We start from the raw sequence: 18,597 nt of genomic DNA, 5'->3' as shown, positions 1-18,597 counted from the left end.
TGGCCCGCGTGAGGGATTGAACGGCTTGTTTGAGCTCCCGACCTTAGAAGGAGCGAGTAGTGAAAGCCCGACCCTTTTTGGGGCACGCCCAAAATAACTAAAAATTGGATGTTGAAGTATTCTAATTTGACAAGAATTTACTTTAATTTTACATTTATGAACGCACCTTTAGCAGAACGATTACGCCCAAGAACTTTAGAAGACTACGTGAGTCAGACGCATTTAGTGGGCAAAAATGGCGCACTTACGCAACATATAAAACAAGGATTAATCCCGTCGATGTTATTTTGGGGGCCTCCAGGCACCGGAAAAACCACATTGGCAAACATTATTGCATCGGAATCTGGCCGACCTTTTTACACGCTTAGTGCTATAAATTCTGGAGTTAAAGATATTCGTGATGTTATTGATAAAGCCAAACAAAGCGGTGGATTGTTTACCACAAAGAACCCTATTTTATTTATTGATGAAATACACAGGTTTAGCAAATCGCAACAGGATTCGCTGTTACAAGCCGTTGAAAAAGGTTGGATTACACTAATTGGTGCGACTACAGAAAACCCAAGTTTTGAGGTAATACCTGCACTTTTATCCCGTTGCCAAGTTTATATTTTAAATGCTTTTGATAAGGTAGATTTAGAAACGTTGCTGAAACGTGCTATTGAAAATGACGAATTTCTATCTCAAAAAAAAATCACTTTAAAGGAAACGAATGCTTTATTGAGAATTTCGGGTGGTGATGGACGTAAATTATTAAACGTTTTTGAGTTACTGGTAAATAGCTTTGGTGAGGATAAAATTGTAATAACCGACGAGGCCGTTTTGGAACGTGTACAAAACAATACGGCTCGTTATGATAAAACAGGCGAACAGCATTACGATATTATTTCGGCGTTTATAAAATCTATTAGAGGTAGTGACCCAAATGGTGCGGTATACTGGTTGGCACGTATGATTGAAGGTGGTGAAGATGTTAAATTTATTGCTAGACGTTTGTTAATTTCGGCATCTGAAGATATTGGAAATGCGAACCCTACAGCATTAGTTATTGCAAACAACACCTTTCAGGCAGTGAGTACTATTGGGCATCCGGAATCTAGAATTATACTTAGCCAATGTGCTACTTATTTAGCGTGTTCTCCAAAAAGTAATGCTGCTTATATGGCTATTGGAAATGCGCAGCAATTGGTAAAGCAAACTGGTGATTTAGGCGTACCGATAGAGCTTAGAAATGCACCGACCAAACTTATGAAAGAGCTTGGTTATGGTGACAACTACAAATACGCACACAACTACAAAAACAATTTTGCTGAGCAAGAGTTTCTTCCTAAGGAAATTGAAAACACAAAGCTTTATGAGCCTGGAAATAATGCTCGAGAAAATGCGCATCGCGACTTTTTGAAACAGCGCTGGAAGGATAAATACGGTTATTAAAAAAACGGCTTTAAACAAAAAAATCCTGCCAGACTATAAAAGTCCAACAGGATTGTATATTACCAGTAAAACTTACTTATTTCTTTTCGGCTAAGCCACGTGTTAACCAACCACGTCTATTAGCTGTTGCTATTGCATATGGTGTAATCCAGAACAAACCAAACGTATACAAAATACTGTATGTGTAAGCCCAAAAACCTTGTGAGGTTTTATATTGTTTAGTGAAAAACAATAATGAAAACGTTGATAGAATTAAAATACTAACCAGTGTAGATCCTAAAAATAATAAAGGGTGTACTAGTACAAAGAACAGCATAAAGATTAATAACGGGTAACTCATTAACAGTTTCGAGAACTGACTAATAAATAATAGTCTTGTACCAAATTTTGGTCCTTCTCTAAAATCCGTAAACACATATTTAGCCATCGCTAAATTTTCACGCACGTTACTACGACCCCAACGAATAAACATTTTATATAATCCTAAATACTCTTCTGGTACATTGGTGTAAGCCACTGCATTTTTTTGAAACAATACGTGTTTACCTTGTTTTAAAATCATGTTAGTCATAGCGCGATCTTCACCAATATCAGATGGTTGCCCCATAAACTGTTGGTTAATCCATTCTGGTAAACATTTAAAAACGGCTGTAGCTCTGTAGGCCGCTAATGCACCTGGAGTACATAATACCGATTTTAAATTACTTTCCGCAGAACGAACAAACTCGAAACTCAACACGAAACTCACATCTAGCATTTTTGGTAGTATAGCTTTTTTATTATTTAAAACTCTAATATTACCTGCAACTGCTCCACAGTTTTCATCTTCTAAAAATGGACTAACTAAGTTTCTAAGTGTATTTTCTGTTACAATAGAATCACTATCAACAGTTACAAATATTTCTCCTGTTCCCAAATGAAAACCACGGTACAATGCATGACGTTTCCCTTTATTTTTTGGTTGTTTACAGATTTCTAAACGATCTCCAAGTTTCTTTTTAGCTTCCTGCATCCAACTCCAAGTATCGTCTAAGCTGCCATCATCTATAGCTAAAATCTGCATTTTCCCTTCTGGATAATCACTTTTAGCCAAACTCATTAACGTATCCCAAACTTGTTTACCTTCATTATAAGCTGGTACAATTACTGTAACCGTAGGCAGTTCATAATCTACAACAGATTCAATTGGTTTATATTTTAAATAATTATAACCTGTATAGACAAAAAATAATGCTCTGTAAATAAATAATGCCGTTGCCGCAAATACAAAAGTAACACCAAGCGTAGACCCCATGTTGACAACGTTAAATTCTTCGAAATCGTTATGAAAAACAGAAAAAAACCAAACGCCTAAAAGCAATGTTAAAAACGTACTTGCTAATACAATTCGGTTTTGAGGGCTTCCTGTTTTTCCATTACTATGAAAGAGATTGTTTAACTTACTGGTAAGTGATTTATTTGTTGTATTAATTAAAGTATTTGTGTCTGTTTTAAATTCCATATAATAATTTGATATTAGATTGAAGTAATATCGGATTTACGCTACAAACAAAAGTTTAGACGTTTAAGAACTTATATTTAAGAAAAATTTAAGTTTCTGTATGAAATTTAACACCATAAAAACAAGACTTTTCGCCTCGAAGTTTTACAAAATTTTGGGGTATTCCCATTAAAGTTATTGGAAGAATTAGGCGTGTAGATGATAGTATACCTCTAGTTCTATAAGGGATCATGGCAGAATTTTTTTTAAATGTTTTTTTGATGTCTTTAGTTATTTTCTTGTTATCAGAATTTGATTCTAGTTTAGCGATCTTCCCCTTTATATCGATAGCAATAGCGACTTTAACACGATGCGTTCCCTCCAGTCCTAGCTTAACAGCAATCTCAGGATCAACGTGTTTACCGATAAACTCATAAATTTTTCTATTTGCACACTCCCGTCGCTTATAACGTGCCTCCATTTTTTCACAACCAGAAAATATAACTTTAAATGATATTATTAAATAAAAAAAGAGCAATAATATTTTATAAAATATTATTGCTCTTTTAATTTTCACCGGTTAATACTGAACAGGTATTAAATATAAATATACCAGATTTTTTAAAACTTAATATTTAAAACTTCTAGTTTTAATGCACCATTTTCATGGTGCTCAATAAACCATTTATTATCTTTCTTGAAAATGATAGCCGATTTGTTTTCAACTAAAAACACATCGCTTAATTGCGTATTATGCATACGATAAAGCACTTTTGGAGAACTATCTACTAATTGAAACCCGTTTTTAATAGCTTGCGCATATAATACACCTGTATTAACCGATTCCGTTATAGTTACTGGATTATTTACAGGAGCAATACGCTCTTCTACAACCTCAACAGCCTTTTCTTCTTTAAGCGATTTAATTTCTTCCTTTAATTTCTCTATTTCACTCGATGCATTTGATGTTGCTGTAACCTCTGGAGCCGAAGCTACTACACTGCCAGCCTTAGGTTCGTACTTATATCCTAAATTCTCAAAAGAAGCAAAAGCAGCACGCGTAGCTTCCACGTAAGATTTTTGATATTCTTTTTCACGACTCTCGCCAATTCCAGACGTGTAAATTAATCTATCATTACAATCTGTAAGTTCTACTTTCAACTTTGTTTTAAACATGCCTGGCTCTTTTAAAACATCGGCATCTAGAGCTAAGCATCTATTTCTCGATAAATCTTCTGGGTATGATTCCCCTTCAATTAAGGCAATAAACCCATATTTATTCAGTAAAAATTTAGACAAATCATTCAATTGATATTGATTAGCCGATTTTAAAAAATCGAACTTTTTAGAAACGATAACGTATTTATATTTGTTTAATTCAGTTTGAGAGAATGCACTTGTTATAAATAAACAAGCAAAAATTGTTGTTAAAAATCTAGTTTTCATTTCTTATTAAATATATAATTAAATCCTAATTGTAAAGATACACTTTGCGCATCATATACATTTTTATATTGCAATAAATTATCAGCCATAACATAAAAGTTAGCACCCCAAATATGAGCCGACATACCAAGTCCTAAGTTATTAAAGGAATATGAATCTATGGTATATGCCGCTTTTAAACGCAAGCCGTTAAACACATGCCGGTAATAATAAGCCGTTAACGCCATTTGAGGTCGTTTTGGCCTACTAATACCGTATAACTGTAACCCAACTGCGTTTAAGTAGTCGCTATCGTCTACAGCACAATTACAATATTGACTTTGTTTTTTTCCAAAGGCATAATTAAGCGACGCGTTAAACTTTACAGGTCTCCATTTGGTATATTTTGTAGCGGTAGTATCTACGGTAAAAATATCTTCAAAATCTTCTTCAATCTCACTCCAATAATCATCAGCAGTTTGTCCGTCATCAGCAGGAGAAAAAAGCGGATTTACGCCGTTGTATGTATACTGACCATTAATAGCATAATTTTCCACATCTTTTGTATGGCTAATAAAACCTACATCTAGCAAACTAGCGTCGAAACTCCATTGATCGGTTAATTGATAAGTAAAACCAAAATCGACTCCTAAGCCAAGATTACCTCCAAACAGAACACGTTTTTTTAAGACATCTACATCGTTCGATACATCTGAATTTTCATCATCAATTAAACTAGCAATCCCAGAAGTTTGAAGTGCCAAATCTAAATCAAAAATATGATTGTAAACATTATTTTCTCCAGGAACAGTTACAAAGCTTCCTTTGTTTTTAGTTGAACTTACATTCGCTATACTCGAGTAAATTTTTCCTCTAACACCAAAGGTAAATTTATCATCAACCTTTTTATTGTATCCAATATGAAGCACTGAAACCACATCTGCGACCACACTTAAGTCACTAGCATCAAAAAATCGATTAATATTACTTTGATTTCCTTCGAGAGCTAAAACAGCGAAATCTTTTGGAAAGTAAAGTAAAAAATCTAATTCTTGATACATTCCAAAACTGATGTATTCATTTTTATTAAAACTACTACCGAAAGCGAAACCTCCAGAAAAAATTTCTAATTGTTGATTAAAACCATAAAAATCGGTGGGTTCCATACTGTTTACAGCATTTCTAAGCTTAACATTAAAATCGACATCATTATCTGCAAAAACATCGTAAACTGTACTTCCTGAAATACCAACATTAACATGAAAATGTGATAACAACGGAATACCTACATACCAATCGTTTTTTACTTTACCACCAGGGTTTTGCATTAATGATTGCGGAATCTCAGAAAACCCATAAAGCAATTGCTTGTTTTGAGAAAATGAGAACAAACACAATTGTAATGTAAACACCAAAAATAGTTTCCGCATACCTCTATTTATTTAAATTGATGTAAAATGCAGCATACGATTTGTATTGAATTCTACCTACCGTATCCTCATCTAGAGGAGCGCCAGGTAAAAGACGCATTGTAAAAACTATAGTTACTGTACGTTTTAATGCGGAAAGTGAATTCCCCTCAAAAACTTCTGTATAGGTTGTTACTGTATCAGTATTATCAGGAGCTGCATCTTCTCTTACAGTTAGGCTGTGTTGTAAATTACCGGCTTGATCTAAAAAATCTACTTGCAGCTCAAAAGTTCTATTGATTGTATTTTGAGTTTCGAAAACAAACTCAGCTTTTTCAACATTATCGACAACAAATTCATCGTTAAAAAAAGCAACAGAAATAAAATCTTGAATACTTAAAATTGTGCTACCATTATCAACAAAACGACTTGCAGGTTCATCAAAATAAACAAGACTGGCTTCCAAAGCAGGAGTTAATATAATATCGTCTGCCTGATCGAAATCTATAGCTTCCGTACAAGACATTACCATAAACCCAATACAGAGTAGTAAACTTATTTTAAATTTTATACTTTTTATCATATCAGTTTACAAACGAATTTAAAACACTACTTAGTATGTAGTGCTCTTATAAATAATGCCTTAAGCTCAATAGGTTGTCTACCTGTTTTGTATCATCATCTAAAGTTATATTATTAATATCAAAGAAAATAACATCCATACCTATGTTTTTTGCCCCAAGAATATCAGCTTCAAAGCTATCACCAATCATAATACTCGTTTCAGGTTTTGTATTGGCTAAATCTAAGGCGTAATTAAAAATTTTTGGGTTTGGCTTTTTAACTCCAACCATTTCCGAATTTGTAACGGTATTAAAATAATGCAAAATATTCGATTTTGCCATTTTTTTATGCTGAACTTCATCAAAACCATTAGTTATAATATGTAAACTGTAGTTTTCATTTAAATAATCAAGAATTTCGAAAGTGTTATCAAACAAATGATTAAAGCTAGAAAGGTGTTCAATATAATCATCGGATAACTTATCTATCACCTCACGATTAACCTCAACTTCTAAGGCTAAAAAAGCATCATTCAATCTGCCAAAACGCAAGGTTTCTTTAGATACTTTATCTTCTCTATACAGCTTCCAATAATTTAAATTTATAGGAAGGTATATATCTAAGAATTTATTTATTTCAACTTCTATTTTATTTATTTCGAATATTTTTTCGAACGTTAATGCCGAGTTTTTATCAAAATCCCAAAGTGTATGGTCTAAATCGAAAAAGACATCGGTTATATTTTTAATTTTCATTATTTCCTGATTCTAAGATAATATTAAACAAATCTTTAAAGCCTGACCATCTATCGCTATAACTTAATGTATAGTTATGAAAAACGGAGACAAACTGACCGTTAACTTGTTTTACTTCATTTATAATATTGTTTAAAACACGCTTTTTATCTAATAGTGATTTATGCTTTAATAAAGCGAAGTCCATAACATGATACGGACAAATTTTAAGTGGTGTTTGTATTTCGTAATCTAAATCGTAAAATAAAAATGGTGTACACGAACCAGCTCTAAAACCAATTTCGTTTACATACCCCATGGTATAATCTTCCTTTATGTTTAACTCTATTAAATTCCGGTAAGTTTCTGGTAAATTTAATTTTGAAAACGATTGACGAGAAGCTCTCAATGGTTTATTGATAATGTCTTCAATTTTTGTTTTTTCTTTCTTTAAAACATCAGCATCATCAATAGCGAAATAAGATATTTTTAAGCCCACATTACTATAATCTCCAACATGCTTTATAAGTGATATAAACGATTTATTATTCACATTCGCTCCTTTATCGTAAGTAGAATACTCCCCTAATAAAAAGAAAAAACTGAATCTAAATTTAGATTGTTTTTGCTTATTGATAACATACTTGAATGTATCATAAGGGTCGTGACTAAAATGCATGAGTACCATAAACCGTGTATAGAGACTTTTAAATTTAAATCTAAAAACATCTTTTAATGTACCACCAATGGTGCGCATAATACCGCTTAATTTGTAACGGTACGGATTTGGTACATCTATAATAGGTTTTATACTGTAAGTCTTTGTTGGAAACTCAAAATCGGGAAATTGCTTCTGTAAAGCTTCTTTAAATTTATAAGCCCAAATATCTACGACTGGCTGATGTAAAAATTTATGCTTATAAGCAATACTTTCTGATGCCGTAAACCTACCAAACTCATCTTTTACATGAGGCAAGTACTCCTCATATCTCGACAATAAATAAAAAGATGCTGCAAAAATATCAAAAGGAATAGCGCTTTTATCTCCGTTGAAAAAAAAGCATTTGCTATGGCCCCAATCCATAATATTAATTTCAATATCATTTAAACCTTGCTCGAATAGCAAATCGTTACTTTTTACAAAAAACTCATTTCCTAACGCCTGTTTAGTATACGACATTTTAATACTATCGTGGGCAATAAACTTCTCAACCTTTGTAGTAAATGTAACATCTATGCCTAATACACGCGTACAAATATGTTTAAAAACATAATTTAATCTTGGTGATATTTTATGAGTATATACTAATAACATAACTTTTTTTGAATCCTAAATATTTAAAAATCGGTTCTAATTTTTGGTGTTTCATAGTGTTTTAAACATGAAACCTTACAACACGTTTTCGTCTGCAAAACTAAAGTATGCTTTTTCAGTAATAATTAGGTGATCTAGTACTTTTATATCTAAACTTTGTGCTGCCGTTTTTAATTTTTGGGTGATGTTTTTATCGGCTTCACTGGGTTTTAACGTTCCAGACGGGTGGTTGTGCGCCAGAATAAGCCCAAGCGCACCAACTTCTAATGCATTTTTAAGCACTAACCTAACATCTACTAAAGTTCCTGTAATGCCGCCTTTACTTAATTGATTTTTATGAATTACTTTATTAGAGTTATTTAAATATATAATCCAAAACTCTTCGTGTTCGAGCTCACCAATTATAGGTTGCATAAGTTCGAATACCGATTTACTTGAAGTTATTTTCTTTTTCTGAAGTGCTTCTTCTCCACGACGGCGCCGGCCTAATTCTAAAGCAGCAATAATACTTATAGCTTTAGCCTCGCCTATACCTTTAAACGCAGTAAGTTGTTTGATAGACATTTTACCTAAAGCACTTAAATTATTATCTGTACTCGATAAAATTCGTTTACATAAAGCAACAGCACTTTCTTCGCGATTACCAGAACCTATTAAAATAGCAACAAGTTCAGCATCGCTTAAAGCGGCTTTACCTTTGTATAATAATTTCTCACGAGGTTGATCGTCCTGACTCCAATTTTTAATAGAAAATGCTCCTTGTTTATCTGCCATTCGATAAATCTACATATTTTTTTTAATATTTTCTTTTTGGAATTTCAAAAAAACAATGATAATCAAACGATTAAAGATAAATTACGAATGACTATACACTTCTAAAAGAGCATATAATTTATTCGGTTCAAAGGGCTTTCCCATAAAACCATTCATTTTATGTAATTCTGTTTTTTCTTTTACATCGGTTTGTGCCAATGCTGTAAGAGCTACAATAGGAATATTTGCTTTTTTTGGATCGGCTAACTTTCTAATACCTTTTGTGGCTTCATAACCATTAACAATAGGCATTTGTAAATCCATTAAAACCAAATCGAATTCACAAGTTTCTTTTTCAAACTCTTTTAAAACCTCAGCACCATTTTCAACAACAGTGTAAGTAACATCCCAATTAGCAAAAAATTTCTTTAAAATAAGAACATTCATTTTATTATCCTCTGCAACTAGAACATTAACATCTAATGGTTTGTAGGTTGATTTTAAATTTGATGTTTTACTAGTTAATACGTGTTTAGCAGGATTTATTTTGAAATCTATATTGAAAAAAAACGTAGAGCCTTCACCTAATTTACTGCTAACTTCTAAATCGCTATTTTTAAACCTTAGCAACCTTCTACAAATTGAAAGCCCTAAACCAGTGCCTCCATATTTAATTGCCGTCTCTGAGCTTGCTTGTACAAAGCTTTCGAAAATAGTTTCTTGTCTACTTTCTGTTATGCCTATACCTGTATCGATTACTTTAAATCCAAGTGTTACTTTATCATTAAGCACTCCTTGATTTCTCACACTAAGTGTAATACATCCTTTTTCGGTAAATTTAAACGAGTTGCTTAATAAATTTTGTATTATTTGGCTCAGCACAAGTTTATCTCCAATGATATCCTCGGGCAAGTCGTTTTCTTCAACTAATTTAAATCGAACATCTTTCTTAACGGCCTGCATAGAAAATTGATCTCTTATATGATTTAAAAAAGAAACTAAACTAAATTCCTTTTCAATAACATCGACCTTGCCCGATTTAATTTTATTAAAATCTAACAAATCGTTTATTAACCCAAGCAAATGCTCGCTAGAATATTTTAAAGCCTTCAATGTATCTACCTGTTCTGGTAAATAATCTTCCATGAGCAGAATATTAGACAACCCTGTAACGGCGTTTAATGGCGTTCTAATTTCGTGAGACATCGTAGATAGAAATTCATCTTTAGAAATGCTTGCCTTATGTAATGCTATTTCTATTTCCTTAAAGTTAGTAATATCAGTTATGGTACCAATAAAACCATAGGCTTCATTATCTGTATTTTTAAAAAGTTGAGCTTTCAACTCGAACCACATTACCTTATCATTCTTTATTAACTTAAATACAAATACGGTTTTCTTCTTATTAAAAAAATTGTAGCGTTTTTTGTTTTCTTCTACATTTTTCTTCGGAATAAACTCTTTATAATTCCGTCCTAAAGTCTTTTTTACAGAGCACCCCATATATTTTTCCCAAGCCCGATTTAGATAGGTAAAATTCCCTTCGAGATCGGTTTCAAAAATAATATCGCCAATATGGCTAACTATATGTTCTAATTTCGATTTTGTTTTATTATGATCTTTTGTTAACTCTTCGTTTAGAGCAAAAAGCTCCTTAGAACTTAACTCAAGAACATTTTCTAAATGATAAACATCTTTATCAAAACTATTGTAGGCTTCGTTTACCGTTTTTATAAAACTAGCTAGCTCAGGGCTATCTGTTTCACTTAAACCGGCTTTTAAAAGCTGTCTTTTTAATAATCTATGATAGTCGTTTTTCAACATTCTGAAAGTGTTGTAATGGTCATTGTTTGGTGATGTAACTCACATAAAGACTCGTTTAAAGGTGCTATTTCTCCATAAGAATAAAACCCTGTTATTTTTGAAGTATCTCCAATGACGTTGCGAACGGCATCAATCTCTTCTTCTGCTAACTGTTTTAAAACCAAACGGCGCCCAACACAACTAATTAAAACCACTAATTCTATTGTTTCTTTTAATCCTTGAGTTACAGAAATTGCAGATTCTTCCGCACCTGTAATCAATTTATCCACATTACCTTTCATCAAGCGCAAATAACTTCCCTCCGGAATATTAGCGCCAAAAATTAAGCTTTGGTCTGCTTCATTTATGCCCGAAAGCCCACGCACCACAGCTTTGGCCTTTTTACTTGTTCTAATACTTACAGGAAACAAAAGCCCTGAGCTTGGTAACTTTTCAGCATCTTTTCCTAATAAATCTTTATATAGTTTTAATACTGGTTTCCCATCGAGTTCGTATAATATGTTTTTTTTAGATTTTGTAACTAAACGCTCAATACCAAATCCATCCCAACCACCTTTAGAGCTATAATTAACATTTAAATTATCGCCATAAAAACCTAAGCCTAAAACTGTTTTTTCTAGAACTTGGTTATTTTTAATTACAAAGGTTTTTTCAAAATCTTCGCCATCTGCGGCCAAACCGCCAGTAACACTAATATTTGGTAAAGCCGATTTTAAACCCGAAACTAAATCGGCGCCATTAATATTTAAGCCATCGCTTAAAACCATTACATGTTTTAAATCATCTTTATACAACATGTTACCTATACATTCTCCTGCTTTGCTGCTATCAACTTCTGAATCTAATTTTACAGATACTAATTTAAGGCTTGTTTTATCGAACTGAATAGCTGTTAATGAAATAGATTTATCTGTAACAGTAACATTTGAAATTTCTCCAGCTGTAGAGCAACCAAATACTAAAGCATCAGGATATTTTAAATATATTGCCGATAAAACCTCATCTATAATTTCGAAATCTGGCGAAACAAAAAGCATAATTAAATTAGGCTCAATAGCTATTGAAGCCATGCCTTGATTCCAGTTTTTTTGGTTTAAAGAAATTTGATTAACCTTCATATAAAATATTATAGCTCGTGTATAAAAAAAACAAAAGCCTTTCTTGTTTTGAGAAAAGATAGGCATTAAATTAAAGCGATTTTTTTTAATACGAAACTTTTTCAACACAATTATTTGTCGAAATACTTAAAAATTACAAAAATGATTATTTAATCGAGATTTTCTTAAAAACCAAAAACCATACCTATCCTTAGGAGATTTACACCCTTCAATGATGCTTTACTAAAATCAATAATGTAGAATTACTATATATAAAAAACACTGCCTATTTATTAATAAAATAGGCAGTGTTTTTCTTTGTATTAAAATCTATATTGTAATTACAACTTACTTTATTAAGGCTTTTACCTCTTCAAAATCTAAGCCTCCATAATTACCAGAACTCATTAACAACAAAGCTTTATTCTCTAAACTTTGTTTGAATAAAAAGTTTTTAAAATCGTCTGGGTTTGTATAAATAATTAAATCGTCGCGTTCAAAAGCGGTAGCTATTTGTTCGTGCGTTACTGCTGCTAGTTTTTTAATTTCTACGGCATGCGGTGAGTAAAACACTACAGCAACATCGGCGGCATCAAGAGCGCCTTTATATTCCTTTAAAAACTCAGCATTTAAACTACTATAAGTATGTAACTCTAAACAAGCAACCACTGTACGGTTAGCATATTGCTCTTTTACAGCATTTGTAGTAGCCTCTACTTTACTTGGCGAATGTGCAAAATCTTTAAAAGCCACACTGTTTTTGCTTTCTGCTATTTTTTCTAGACGTTTACTCGCTCCTTTAAAAGTAGCAATGGCCTCGTAAAAATCATCTTCATCAATCCCCATGTGTTGGCATATCCATTTTGCTCCGGCCAAATTATTAAGGTTGTGTTTACCAAAAACTTCAATTGGCAATGGACCTTCTGGTGTTTCTAAAAAAGTCTCTCCATTTTCTACTGTATATTCTGGTGTTTGGTAAGCTATTTTTCTAATGGTATTATTGCTTGCTTCTACCACACGTTTTACTTCAAGATCTTCTTCATTATAATTAATACTTCCTCCATTAACAATAGAATCTACAAATATGCTGAATTGCTCCACATAGTTCTCATAGGTAGGAAACACATTAATATGGTCCCAAGCAATACCGCTTAACAATGCGATATTTGGTTTATATAAATGAAATTTTGGTCGTCTATCTATTGGCGAACTTAAATACTCATCGCCCTCTAAAACTATAAAATCATTGTCTTCCGTAAGTTTCACCATCACATCAAAACCTTCCAATTGTGCGCCAACCATATAATCTACATCACGATCATGATAATGCATTACGTGTAAAATCATAGATGTAATTGTGGTTTTGCCATGGCTTCCACCAATAACTACGCGAGTTTTATGCTTAGACTGTTCATACAAAAACTCTGGATAACTATAAATTTTTAAGCCTAGCATTTGTGCTTTTAGCAACTCTGGGTTATCGGCTTTAGCGTGCATCCCTAATACAATAGCATCTAACTGTTCGGATATTTTCTCAGGAAACCAACCAAATGTTTTCGGCAATAAACCTTTAGCGTCTAATCTAGATTTTGAAGGTTCAAAAATAGTATCGTCGCTGCCTGTTACTTGATATCCTTTATTATGAAGCGCTAAGGCTAAATTGTGCATGGCCGAGCCGCCAATGGCTATAAAATGTACGTTCATGTGCTGATTTTGAATGTTTCAAAGATACTTTTTTGAGATGAATTGCTGAAACGTTGCTTCAGAAAATTGTTTGATTTTTTATATGAAACGTTTCATGTAAAAATGAGCTTTAAATTCAATCAGTTTATTGAGAATAAAACTTGCTTTCAGCCTTCATCTGAAGGCTATAAAATCATTCTTCCGAAGATAATAGAACCATTATTAATATTCATTTGCAGCATAACAAACACAACTCAGAAAATTAAACCTATCTATTTCTCCAGAAAAATGGTGTAAATAAAATTAGCACTGTAAACAGTTCTAAACGCCCAATAAGCATTAAAAATGCCGACCACCATTTTGCTAATGGCGGTAAAGCTGAATAGTTATTTACAGGTCCAAAATCGCCTAATGCAGGCCCTACATTCCCGAGACTAGATGCCGCCAAACCAATTGCTGCATCAAACTGAATTCCGAACATAGAAAACACTAGAGCTCCAATAATGAAAGACAGCATATAGAGAATAAAGAAGCCTAAAACATTAAATACGATATCTCCAGAAACCGCACGTTTATTGTAACGAACCGGTAAGATAGCATTAGGATGCAAGGTGCGCTTAAACTCTAAAAACCCATTTTTTATTAATATTAAATGGCGCACAACTTTAACTCCACCGGATGTACTTCCGGCTGACCCACCAAGAAACATAAGTCCGAAAAAGAAAACCACTAAAAATGGTGACCACAGCGTATAATCTGCTGACACAAACCCTGTTGTTGTTATTACTGAAAGCACTTGAAAAAGTGCATGTCTAAAAGAACTTTCGGCCTTTCCCCAAACCATTGGGTGGTCTATTGTAGATATGGAAGCATCGGCTTGAAAATAAATAATTAGAGCTGCTATGGCTGTGAATATGATTATGAATTTACTATAAAGTTTAAACTCTTCATCGGCTATAATTTTTTGAACTTTTCCTTTAAAAGCAAAGTAACTCAGTACAAAATTCACACCTGCTAAAAACATAAACAGAATTATGATGTATTGTATTATAGGCTGATCATTCCAATAAGCTACACTAGCATTTTTAGTTGAAAACCCACCTGTAGAAAGCGTACACATGGCATGGTTAATAGCATCAAAAAACGACATTCCTGCTAAGTTTAGCAGTAAAGTTTCAGCGGCCGTATACCCAAAGTAAATAAGCCACAAACGCTTTGCTGTATCTGTAATTCTTGGATGTAATTTATCGGCACTTGGCCCAGGAGCTTCGGCTGCAAAAAGTTGCATACCACCAATACCAAGCAATGGCAAAATAGCAATGGCGAGTACAATAATACCCATACCACCAATCCAGTGCGTTAAACTTCGCCAAAACAACACGCCTTTTGGTACAGCTTCAATATCATTTAAAATAGATGCTCCGGTTGTTGTATAGCCAGACATGGTTTCGAAAAACGCATCAGTAAAACTAGGTATCGCTCCAGTAAACACATAAGGTAAAGCACCACAAAGCGACATCATAACCCAGCCAAAAGTTACCACAATATAACCTTCGCGTTTGTTCATTTCCTTATTATGATTTCTGGTTAAAACCATAGAAACCACACCAATAATTACTGTAGCAATACCGGCTAAAAAGAGCTCGAAAGTAACACCATCTTTATATAGTAAACTCACTAATGCCGACAGTAACATAAAGCCACCGTTAAACAAAAGCAACAGACCTAAGAAATGAAAAATGATTTTGTAATTTAATTTCATTTGGAAATATATTGTTGATTATATAAAACCCAACTTAATAGGTTTTATACATTTTAGCGAAATAATTTTTCGACACCTTTTATAGATTGTAATAAACTACAAACTACTACGCGGTCTCCTGCTTGTATTTTAAAATCTCCCAAAGCAATAACTCCCAATCCGTCACGAATAACGCCGCCAATAATTGCAGAACGTGGAAAGTCCACATTTTTAATCACTTTATTACAAATGGCTGATGTAGGTTTTACCTCAAACTCTAGAAGCTCTGCATTCATGTTACTAAGCTTCGTCATGGCAACCACTTCACCTTTTCTGATGTATCTAAAAATATTATTTGCCGCTAGTAATTTTTTATTAATTAAAGTTTCTATACCTATGGAGTGCGATAATTCAAAATAATCCATATTCTCGACTAGCGCTACCGTTTTTTTAACACCTTTAGATTTAGCCACTAAACAAGTCATGATATTGGTTTCGGAATTTTTCCCAACCGCAATAAACGCATCCATGTCTCCAATATTTTCTTCTTCGAGCAAATCTACTTTTCGACCATCACTATGCAGTACTAAAACCTTTGGTAACTCGTCAGCAATATCGAAAGCTCGTTCCTTATCTTCTTCTAAAAGTTTTACATTAAACCCTTTATCAGAAAGCGATCTGGCCGTTTTAAAACCGATTTGACTTCCGCCTAAAATCATTACATTTTTAATAACTCTATTCGGTTTTCCGGTGAGTCTACATAACTCTTCGTTTCCTCCTTTAGAAGTTATAAAAACTACATGATCGCCACGTTTAAATTTGGTATCTCCACGCGGAATAATAGTAAATTGCGTTCCAAAACGCTGTATAGCAATAGGCACAAAGTGAAGCTCAGGAAATATTCTAGCAGCTTCTTTTACTGTTTTACCAACAAAAGATGCCGAGCTTCTTAGGGTTAAACCAATCATGGTTAATGCCCCATTTTCAAACTCGTAAGTATCATTAAATGACGATTGTTTAAGTGATAATTCAATTTCGGAAGCAGCTAAAGCTTCGGGAGAAATTAATTCATCAATACCAAATTTGGTAAAGCCAACCTCATCTTTATGATGTATAAATTCTGTATTTGAAATTCTAGCGATGGTACGTTTCGAGCCTAATTGTTTCGCCAATACACAAACCGTAATATTGGTGGTTTCGCTTGCTGTAACCGCAATTAGTAAATCGCTCGCCTCTACCCTAGCTTCTTTTAAAATAGCAATAGAAGTGGCATCTCCCTTAATAACTCTAATATCCAAATGCGTATCTGCGTAAGCTAAACTGTCTTTTTGGGTATCTATTAAAGTGATTTCTTGAGACTCGTATGATAGGAGTTTTGCTAGATGAAATCCAACTTCGCCAGCTCCTGCTATAATTATTTTCATTTGTAATTCTTCATGATAAAGTGCTGCAAAGATAGTGCAAAATTAATATTAGTTATTTAAAATGAAACTTTATAACAGAATACGAACCTATTTAAAATCTGCATTATAAAACTAAATGTAGCTTATTAATACCTATAAATTTAATAAATTTGACACTGTAAAACAGTATAACCTGCTTTTCACTTTTAAGCACACATTATAAAGTAGAAATAAATTATGTAGGTTTGCCAAAAAAATAAAGATTTGTCGAAAATTAAACCATACAAAGACAGCGATTTAGGTAAAAAAGAACAAGTTACCCAAATGTTTGATAACATTTCTGGAGATTACGACGGCTTAAACCGTGTAATTTCTTTTGGAATTGATATTAAATGGCGCAAAAAAGTTGTTAAAATAGTAAAGGATGCTAATCCTGATAGTATTTTAGATGTTGCTACAGGTACTGGAGATTTAGCTATTAACTTAGCAGAAACAAATGCTAGCAGAATTGTTGGTTTTGATATTAGTAGCGGCATGCTAGAAATTGGAAAAACAAAAGTAACCAAAAAGGCTTTAGACTCTAAAATCGAAATGATTTTGGGTGATAGTGAAAGCATGCCTTTTGAAGACAATAGCTTTGATGCCATAACGGTAGCCTTTGGTGTTCGTAATTTTGAATCGCTTGAAAATGGTTTAAAAGAAATCTATAGAGTGCTAAAACCTAACGGTACTTTTGTTATTTTAGAAACCTCTATGCCAGACAAAACGCCTTACAAACAAGGTTATAATTTTTACACTAAAAACATTTTACCACTTATCGGAAAAATGTTTTCTAAAGATAGAAGTGCGTATAAATATTTATGCGAATCGGCATCTGTTTTTCCTTATGGAGAAGCTTTGAACAATATTTTACGTAAAATCGGGTTTATAGATGTTGAAGATTTGCCACAAACTTTAGGTGTGGCCACAATTTATAAATCGAGTAAGTAATAATATGAAGCAGGTTTTTGCATTATTAGCATTTTTATTTGTAATCCAAACATCGAGTGCACAGCTTTTCAAAAAAGAAAAGATAACCTACGATGCCAACCAAGGACGTGGTTCTACGGAATACAAACTATTGCGTTGGGGTTATTTTCTAGGTTTTAACAATTACGATTTCAACTTTGATTACAATCAAGATTTACAAGATGTTTATGTAAAAAGCACTACCGGTTTTAATGTTGGTTTAATAGGAAACTTAAGAATTAACAAGTTTTTAGACATCCGTATAGAGCCAGGTTTACTAATTACTACTAGAGAATTAAATTACAGCCCAACTTATTTTGTAGATGCAGAGCCTCGAACTAGCGATTTAACTCGTGAAGTAAAATCGACTTATATTCACATTCCGTTATTACTTAAAGTTTCTACCAAACGTATTAACAACTTTAAACCTTTTGTTGTTGGCGGATTCTCTACTGCATTAAACCTTTCGAGTAACCAAGACAACCCAAACGATAATAAAAACGGACAATTCCGCACTATTAAAAACTCTTTATTCTACGAATTAGGTTTTGGTATCGATTTCTATTTGTACAACTTTAAATTCACACCATCCATTCGAGGTGTATTTGGCTTAAACGACGAATTGGTTAGAGATGAAGATCCAAACAGCCCATGGACTAGTAATATTAATAGCATGAAAAGTCGTGGTGTTTTTATCAACTTCACGTTTCAGTAGGAATACGGATTG

General features: G+C 33.1%; 16 protein-coding genes. 3 read left to right on the top strand and 13 right to left on the bottom strand.

Annotation, left to right across the window (positions count from 1 at the left end; translation table 11 throughout):
• Positions 1–156 precede the first annotated feature (156 nt).
• Positions 157–1,434, top strand: a complete 1,278-nt coding sequence (locus BM246_RS14805) for a replication-associated recombination protein A (RefSeq protein WP_074938954.1) — start codon at positions 157–159, stop codon at positions 1,432–1,434.
• 76 nt (positions 1,435–1,510) lie between these two features.
• Here BM246_RS14805 and BM246_RS14800 read toward each other — a convergent pair whose 3' ends face one another.
• The 13 genes from BM246_RS14800 to trkA all read right to left on the bottom strand — a co-directional run bounded on the left by BM246_RS14800 (position 1,511) and on the right by trkA (position 16,883).
• Positions 1,511–2,935 carry a glycosyltransferase family 2 protein gene (locus BM246_RS14800; protein WP_042505246.1) on the bottom strand — a complete coding sequence of 475 codons (1,425 nt, stop codon included), beginning with the start codon at positions 2,933–2,935 and terminating at the stop codon, positions 1,511–1,513.
• An 88-nt stretch (positions 2,936–3,023) separates the two neighbouring features.
• Positions 3,024–3,491: a hypothetical protein gene (locus tag BM246_RS14795; protein ID WP_139221905.1), complete on the bottom strand. Its 468-nt coding sequence runs from the start codon at positions 3,489–3,491 to the stop codon at positions 3,024–3,026.
• A 44-nt stretch (positions 3,492–3,535) separates the two neighbouring features.
• The gene (locus BM246_RS14790) at positions 3,536–4,360 is read right to left on the bottom strand and encodes a hypothetical protein (protein WP_042505250.1); all 825 of its coding nucleotides are present in this window, start codon (positions 4,358–4,360) and stop codon (positions 3,536–3,538) included.
• The gene (locus BM246_RS14785; protein WP_042499062.1) at positions 4,357–5,769 is read right to left on the bottom strand and encodes a DUF5723 family protein; all 1,413 of its coding nucleotides are present in this window, start codon (positions 5,767–5,769) and stop codon (positions 4,357–4,359) included. Before BM246_RS14785 ends, BM246_RS14790 begins: the two co-directional genes overlap by 4 nt.
• A gap of 4 nt (positions 5,770–5,773) precedes the next feature.
• A complete protein-coding gene (locus BM246_RS14780) occupies positions 5,774–6,331 on the bottom strand; it encodes a hypothetical protein (protein WP_042505251.1) in 558 nt (185 codons plus the stop codon).
• Between the two features lie 46 nt (positions 6,332–6,377).
• Positions 6,378–7,067: a YjjG family noncanonical pyrimidine nucleotidase gene (locus BM246_RS14775; protein WP_042505252.1), complete on the bottom strand. Its 690-nt coding sequence runs from the start codon at positions 7,065–7,067 to the stop codon at positions 6,378–6,380.
• The gene (locus BM246_RS14770; RefSeq protein WP_042505253.1) at positions 7,057–8,361 is read right to left on the bottom strand and encodes a polysaccharide deacetylase family protein; all 1,305 of its coding nucleotides are present in this window, start codon (positions 8,359–8,361) and stop codon (positions 7,057–7,059) included. The genes BM246_RS14775 and BM246_RS14770 overlap by 11 nt, the downstream gene beginning before the upstream one ends.
• A gap of 75 nt (positions 8,362–8,436) precedes the next feature.
• Entirely contained in the window at positions 8,437–9,135 is a 699-nt protein-coding gene (gene radC, locus BM246_RS14765) for a RadC family protein (protein WP_042505255.1), read from the bottom strand.
• A gap of 81 nt (positions 9,136–9,216) precedes the next feature.
• A complete protein-coding gene (locus tag BM246_RS14760) occupies positions 9,217–10,938 on the bottom strand; it encodes an ATP-binding protein (protein ID WP_074938948.1) in 1,722 nt (573 codons plus the stop codon).
• Positions 10,932–12,056, bottom strand: coding sequence for an FIST signal transduction protein (locus tag BM246_RS14755; protein WP_074939089.1), 1,125 nt, complete (start codon positions 12,054–12,056; stop codon positions 10,932–10,934). The genes BM246_RS14760 and BM246_RS14755 overlap by 7 nt, the downstream gene beginning before the upstream one ends.
• 327 nt (positions 12,057–12,383) lie before the next feature.
• Complete coding sequence (locus BM246_RS14750; RefSeq protein ID WP_074938946.1) at positions 12,384–13,739, bottom strand: UDP-N-acetylmuramate--L-alanine ligase; 1,356 nt, start codon at positions 13,737–13,739, stop codon at positions 12,384–12,386.
• A gap of 247 nt (positions 13,740–13,986) precedes the next feature.
• Complete coding sequence (locus tag BM246_RS14745) at positions 13,987–15,480, bottom strand: TrkH family potassium uptake protein (protein ID WP_042499056.1); 1,494 nt, start codon at positions 15,478–15,480, stop codon at positions 13,987–13,989.
• Positions 15,481–15,533: 53 nt separating this feature from the next.
• Positions 15,534–16,883: a Trk system potassium transporter TrkA gene (gene trkA / locus BM246_RS14740; RefSeq protein WP_042505257.1), complete on the bottom strand. Its 1,350-nt coding sequence runs from the start codon at positions 16,881–16,883 to the stop codon at positions 15,534–15,536.
• Positions 16,884–17,126: 243 nt separating this feature from the next.
• On the opposite strand from trkA, the gene ubiE reads away from it, so the two are divergent.
• Together ubiE and porT are read left to right on the top strand one after the other, a co-directional pair.
• Entirely contained in the window at positions 17,127–17,852 is a 726-nt protein-coding gene (gene ubiE / locus BM246_RS14735) for a bifunctional demethylmenaquinone methyltransferase/2-methoxy-6-polyprenyl-1,4-benzoquinol methylase UbiE (RefSeq protein ID WP_074938944.1), read from the top strand.
• Positions 17,853–17,856: 4 nt separating this feature from the next.
• Positions 17,857–18,585: a type IX secretion/gliding motility protein PorT/SprT gene (porT, locus tag BM246_RS14730; protein ID WP_074938942.1), complete on the top strand. Its 729-nt coding sequence runs from the start codon at positions 17,857–17,859 to the stop codon at positions 18,583–18,585.
• Positions 18,586–18,597: the final 12 nt, after the last annotated feature.

The sequence above is a fragment of the Algibacter lectus genome, from assembly GCF_900112395.1.
Taxonomy (GTDB): Bacteria; Bacteroidota; Bacteroidia; order Flavobacteriales; family Flavobacteriaceae; genus Algibacter; species Algibacter lectus.
The sequence above is the reverse complement of the archived record's forward strand: the minus strand, read 5'-3'. Positions and strand labels throughout refer to the sequence as shown.

Excerpts from the sequence above, each read along its gene's own strand:
- BM246_RS14750 (WP_074938946.1), bottom strand. The coding sequence starts at position 13,739 with ATGAACGTACATTTTATAGCCATTGGCGGCTCGGCCATGCACAATTTA.
- BM246_RS14785 (WP_042499062.1), bottom strand. The coding sequence starts at position 5,769 with ATGCGGAAACTATTTTTGGTGTTTACATTACAATTGTGTTTGTTCTCA.
- BM246_RS14775 (WP_042505252.1), bottom strand. The coding sequence starts at position 7,067 with ATGAAAATTAAAAATATAACCGATGTCTTTTTCGATTTAGACCATACA.
- BM246_RS14760 (WP_074938948.1), bottom strand. The coding sequence starts at position 10,938 with ATGTTGAAAAACGACTATCATAGATTATTAAAAAGACAGCTTTTAAAA.
- BM246_RS14745 (WP_042499056.1), bottom strand. The coding sequence starts at position 15,480 with ATGAAATTAAATTACAAAATCATTTTTCATTTCTTAGGTCTGTTGCTT.
- BM246_RS14755 (WP_074939089.1), bottom strand. The coding sequence starts at position 12,056 with ATGAAGGTTAATCAAATTTCTTTAAACCAAAAAAACTGGAATCAAGGC.
- BM246_RS14800 (WP_042505246.1), bottom strand. The coding sequence starts at position 2,935 with ATGGAATTTAAAACAGACACAAATACTTTAATTAATACAACAAATAAA.
- radC (WP_042505255.1), bottom strand. The coding sequence starts at position 9,135 with ATGGCAGATAAACAAGGAGCATTTTCTATTAAAAATTGGAGTCAGGAC.
- BM246_RS14805 (WP_074938954.1), top strand. The coding sequence starts at position 157 with ATGAACGCACCTTTAGCAGAACGATTACGCCCAAGAACTTTAGAAGAC.
- BM246_RS14770 (WP_042505253.1), bottom strand. The coding sequence starts at position 8,361 with ATGTTATTAGTATATACTCATAAAATATCACCAAGATTAAATTATGTT.
- BM246_RS14790 (WP_042505250.1), bottom strand. The coding sequence starts at position 4,360 with ATGAAAACTAGATTTTTAACAACAATTTTTGCTTGTTTATTTATAACA.
- BM246_RS14780 (WP_042505251.1), bottom strand. The coding sequence starts at position 6,331 with ATGATAAAAAGTATAAAATTTAAAATAAGTTTACTACTCTGTATTGGG.
- trkA (WP_042505257.1), bottom strand. The coding sequence starts at position 16,883 with ATGAAAATAATTATAGCAGGAGCTGGCGAAGTTGGATTTCATCTAGCA.
- porT (WP_074938942.1), top strand. The coding sequence starts at position 17,857 with ATGAAGCAGGTTTTTGCATTATTAGCATTTTTATTTGTAATCCAAACA.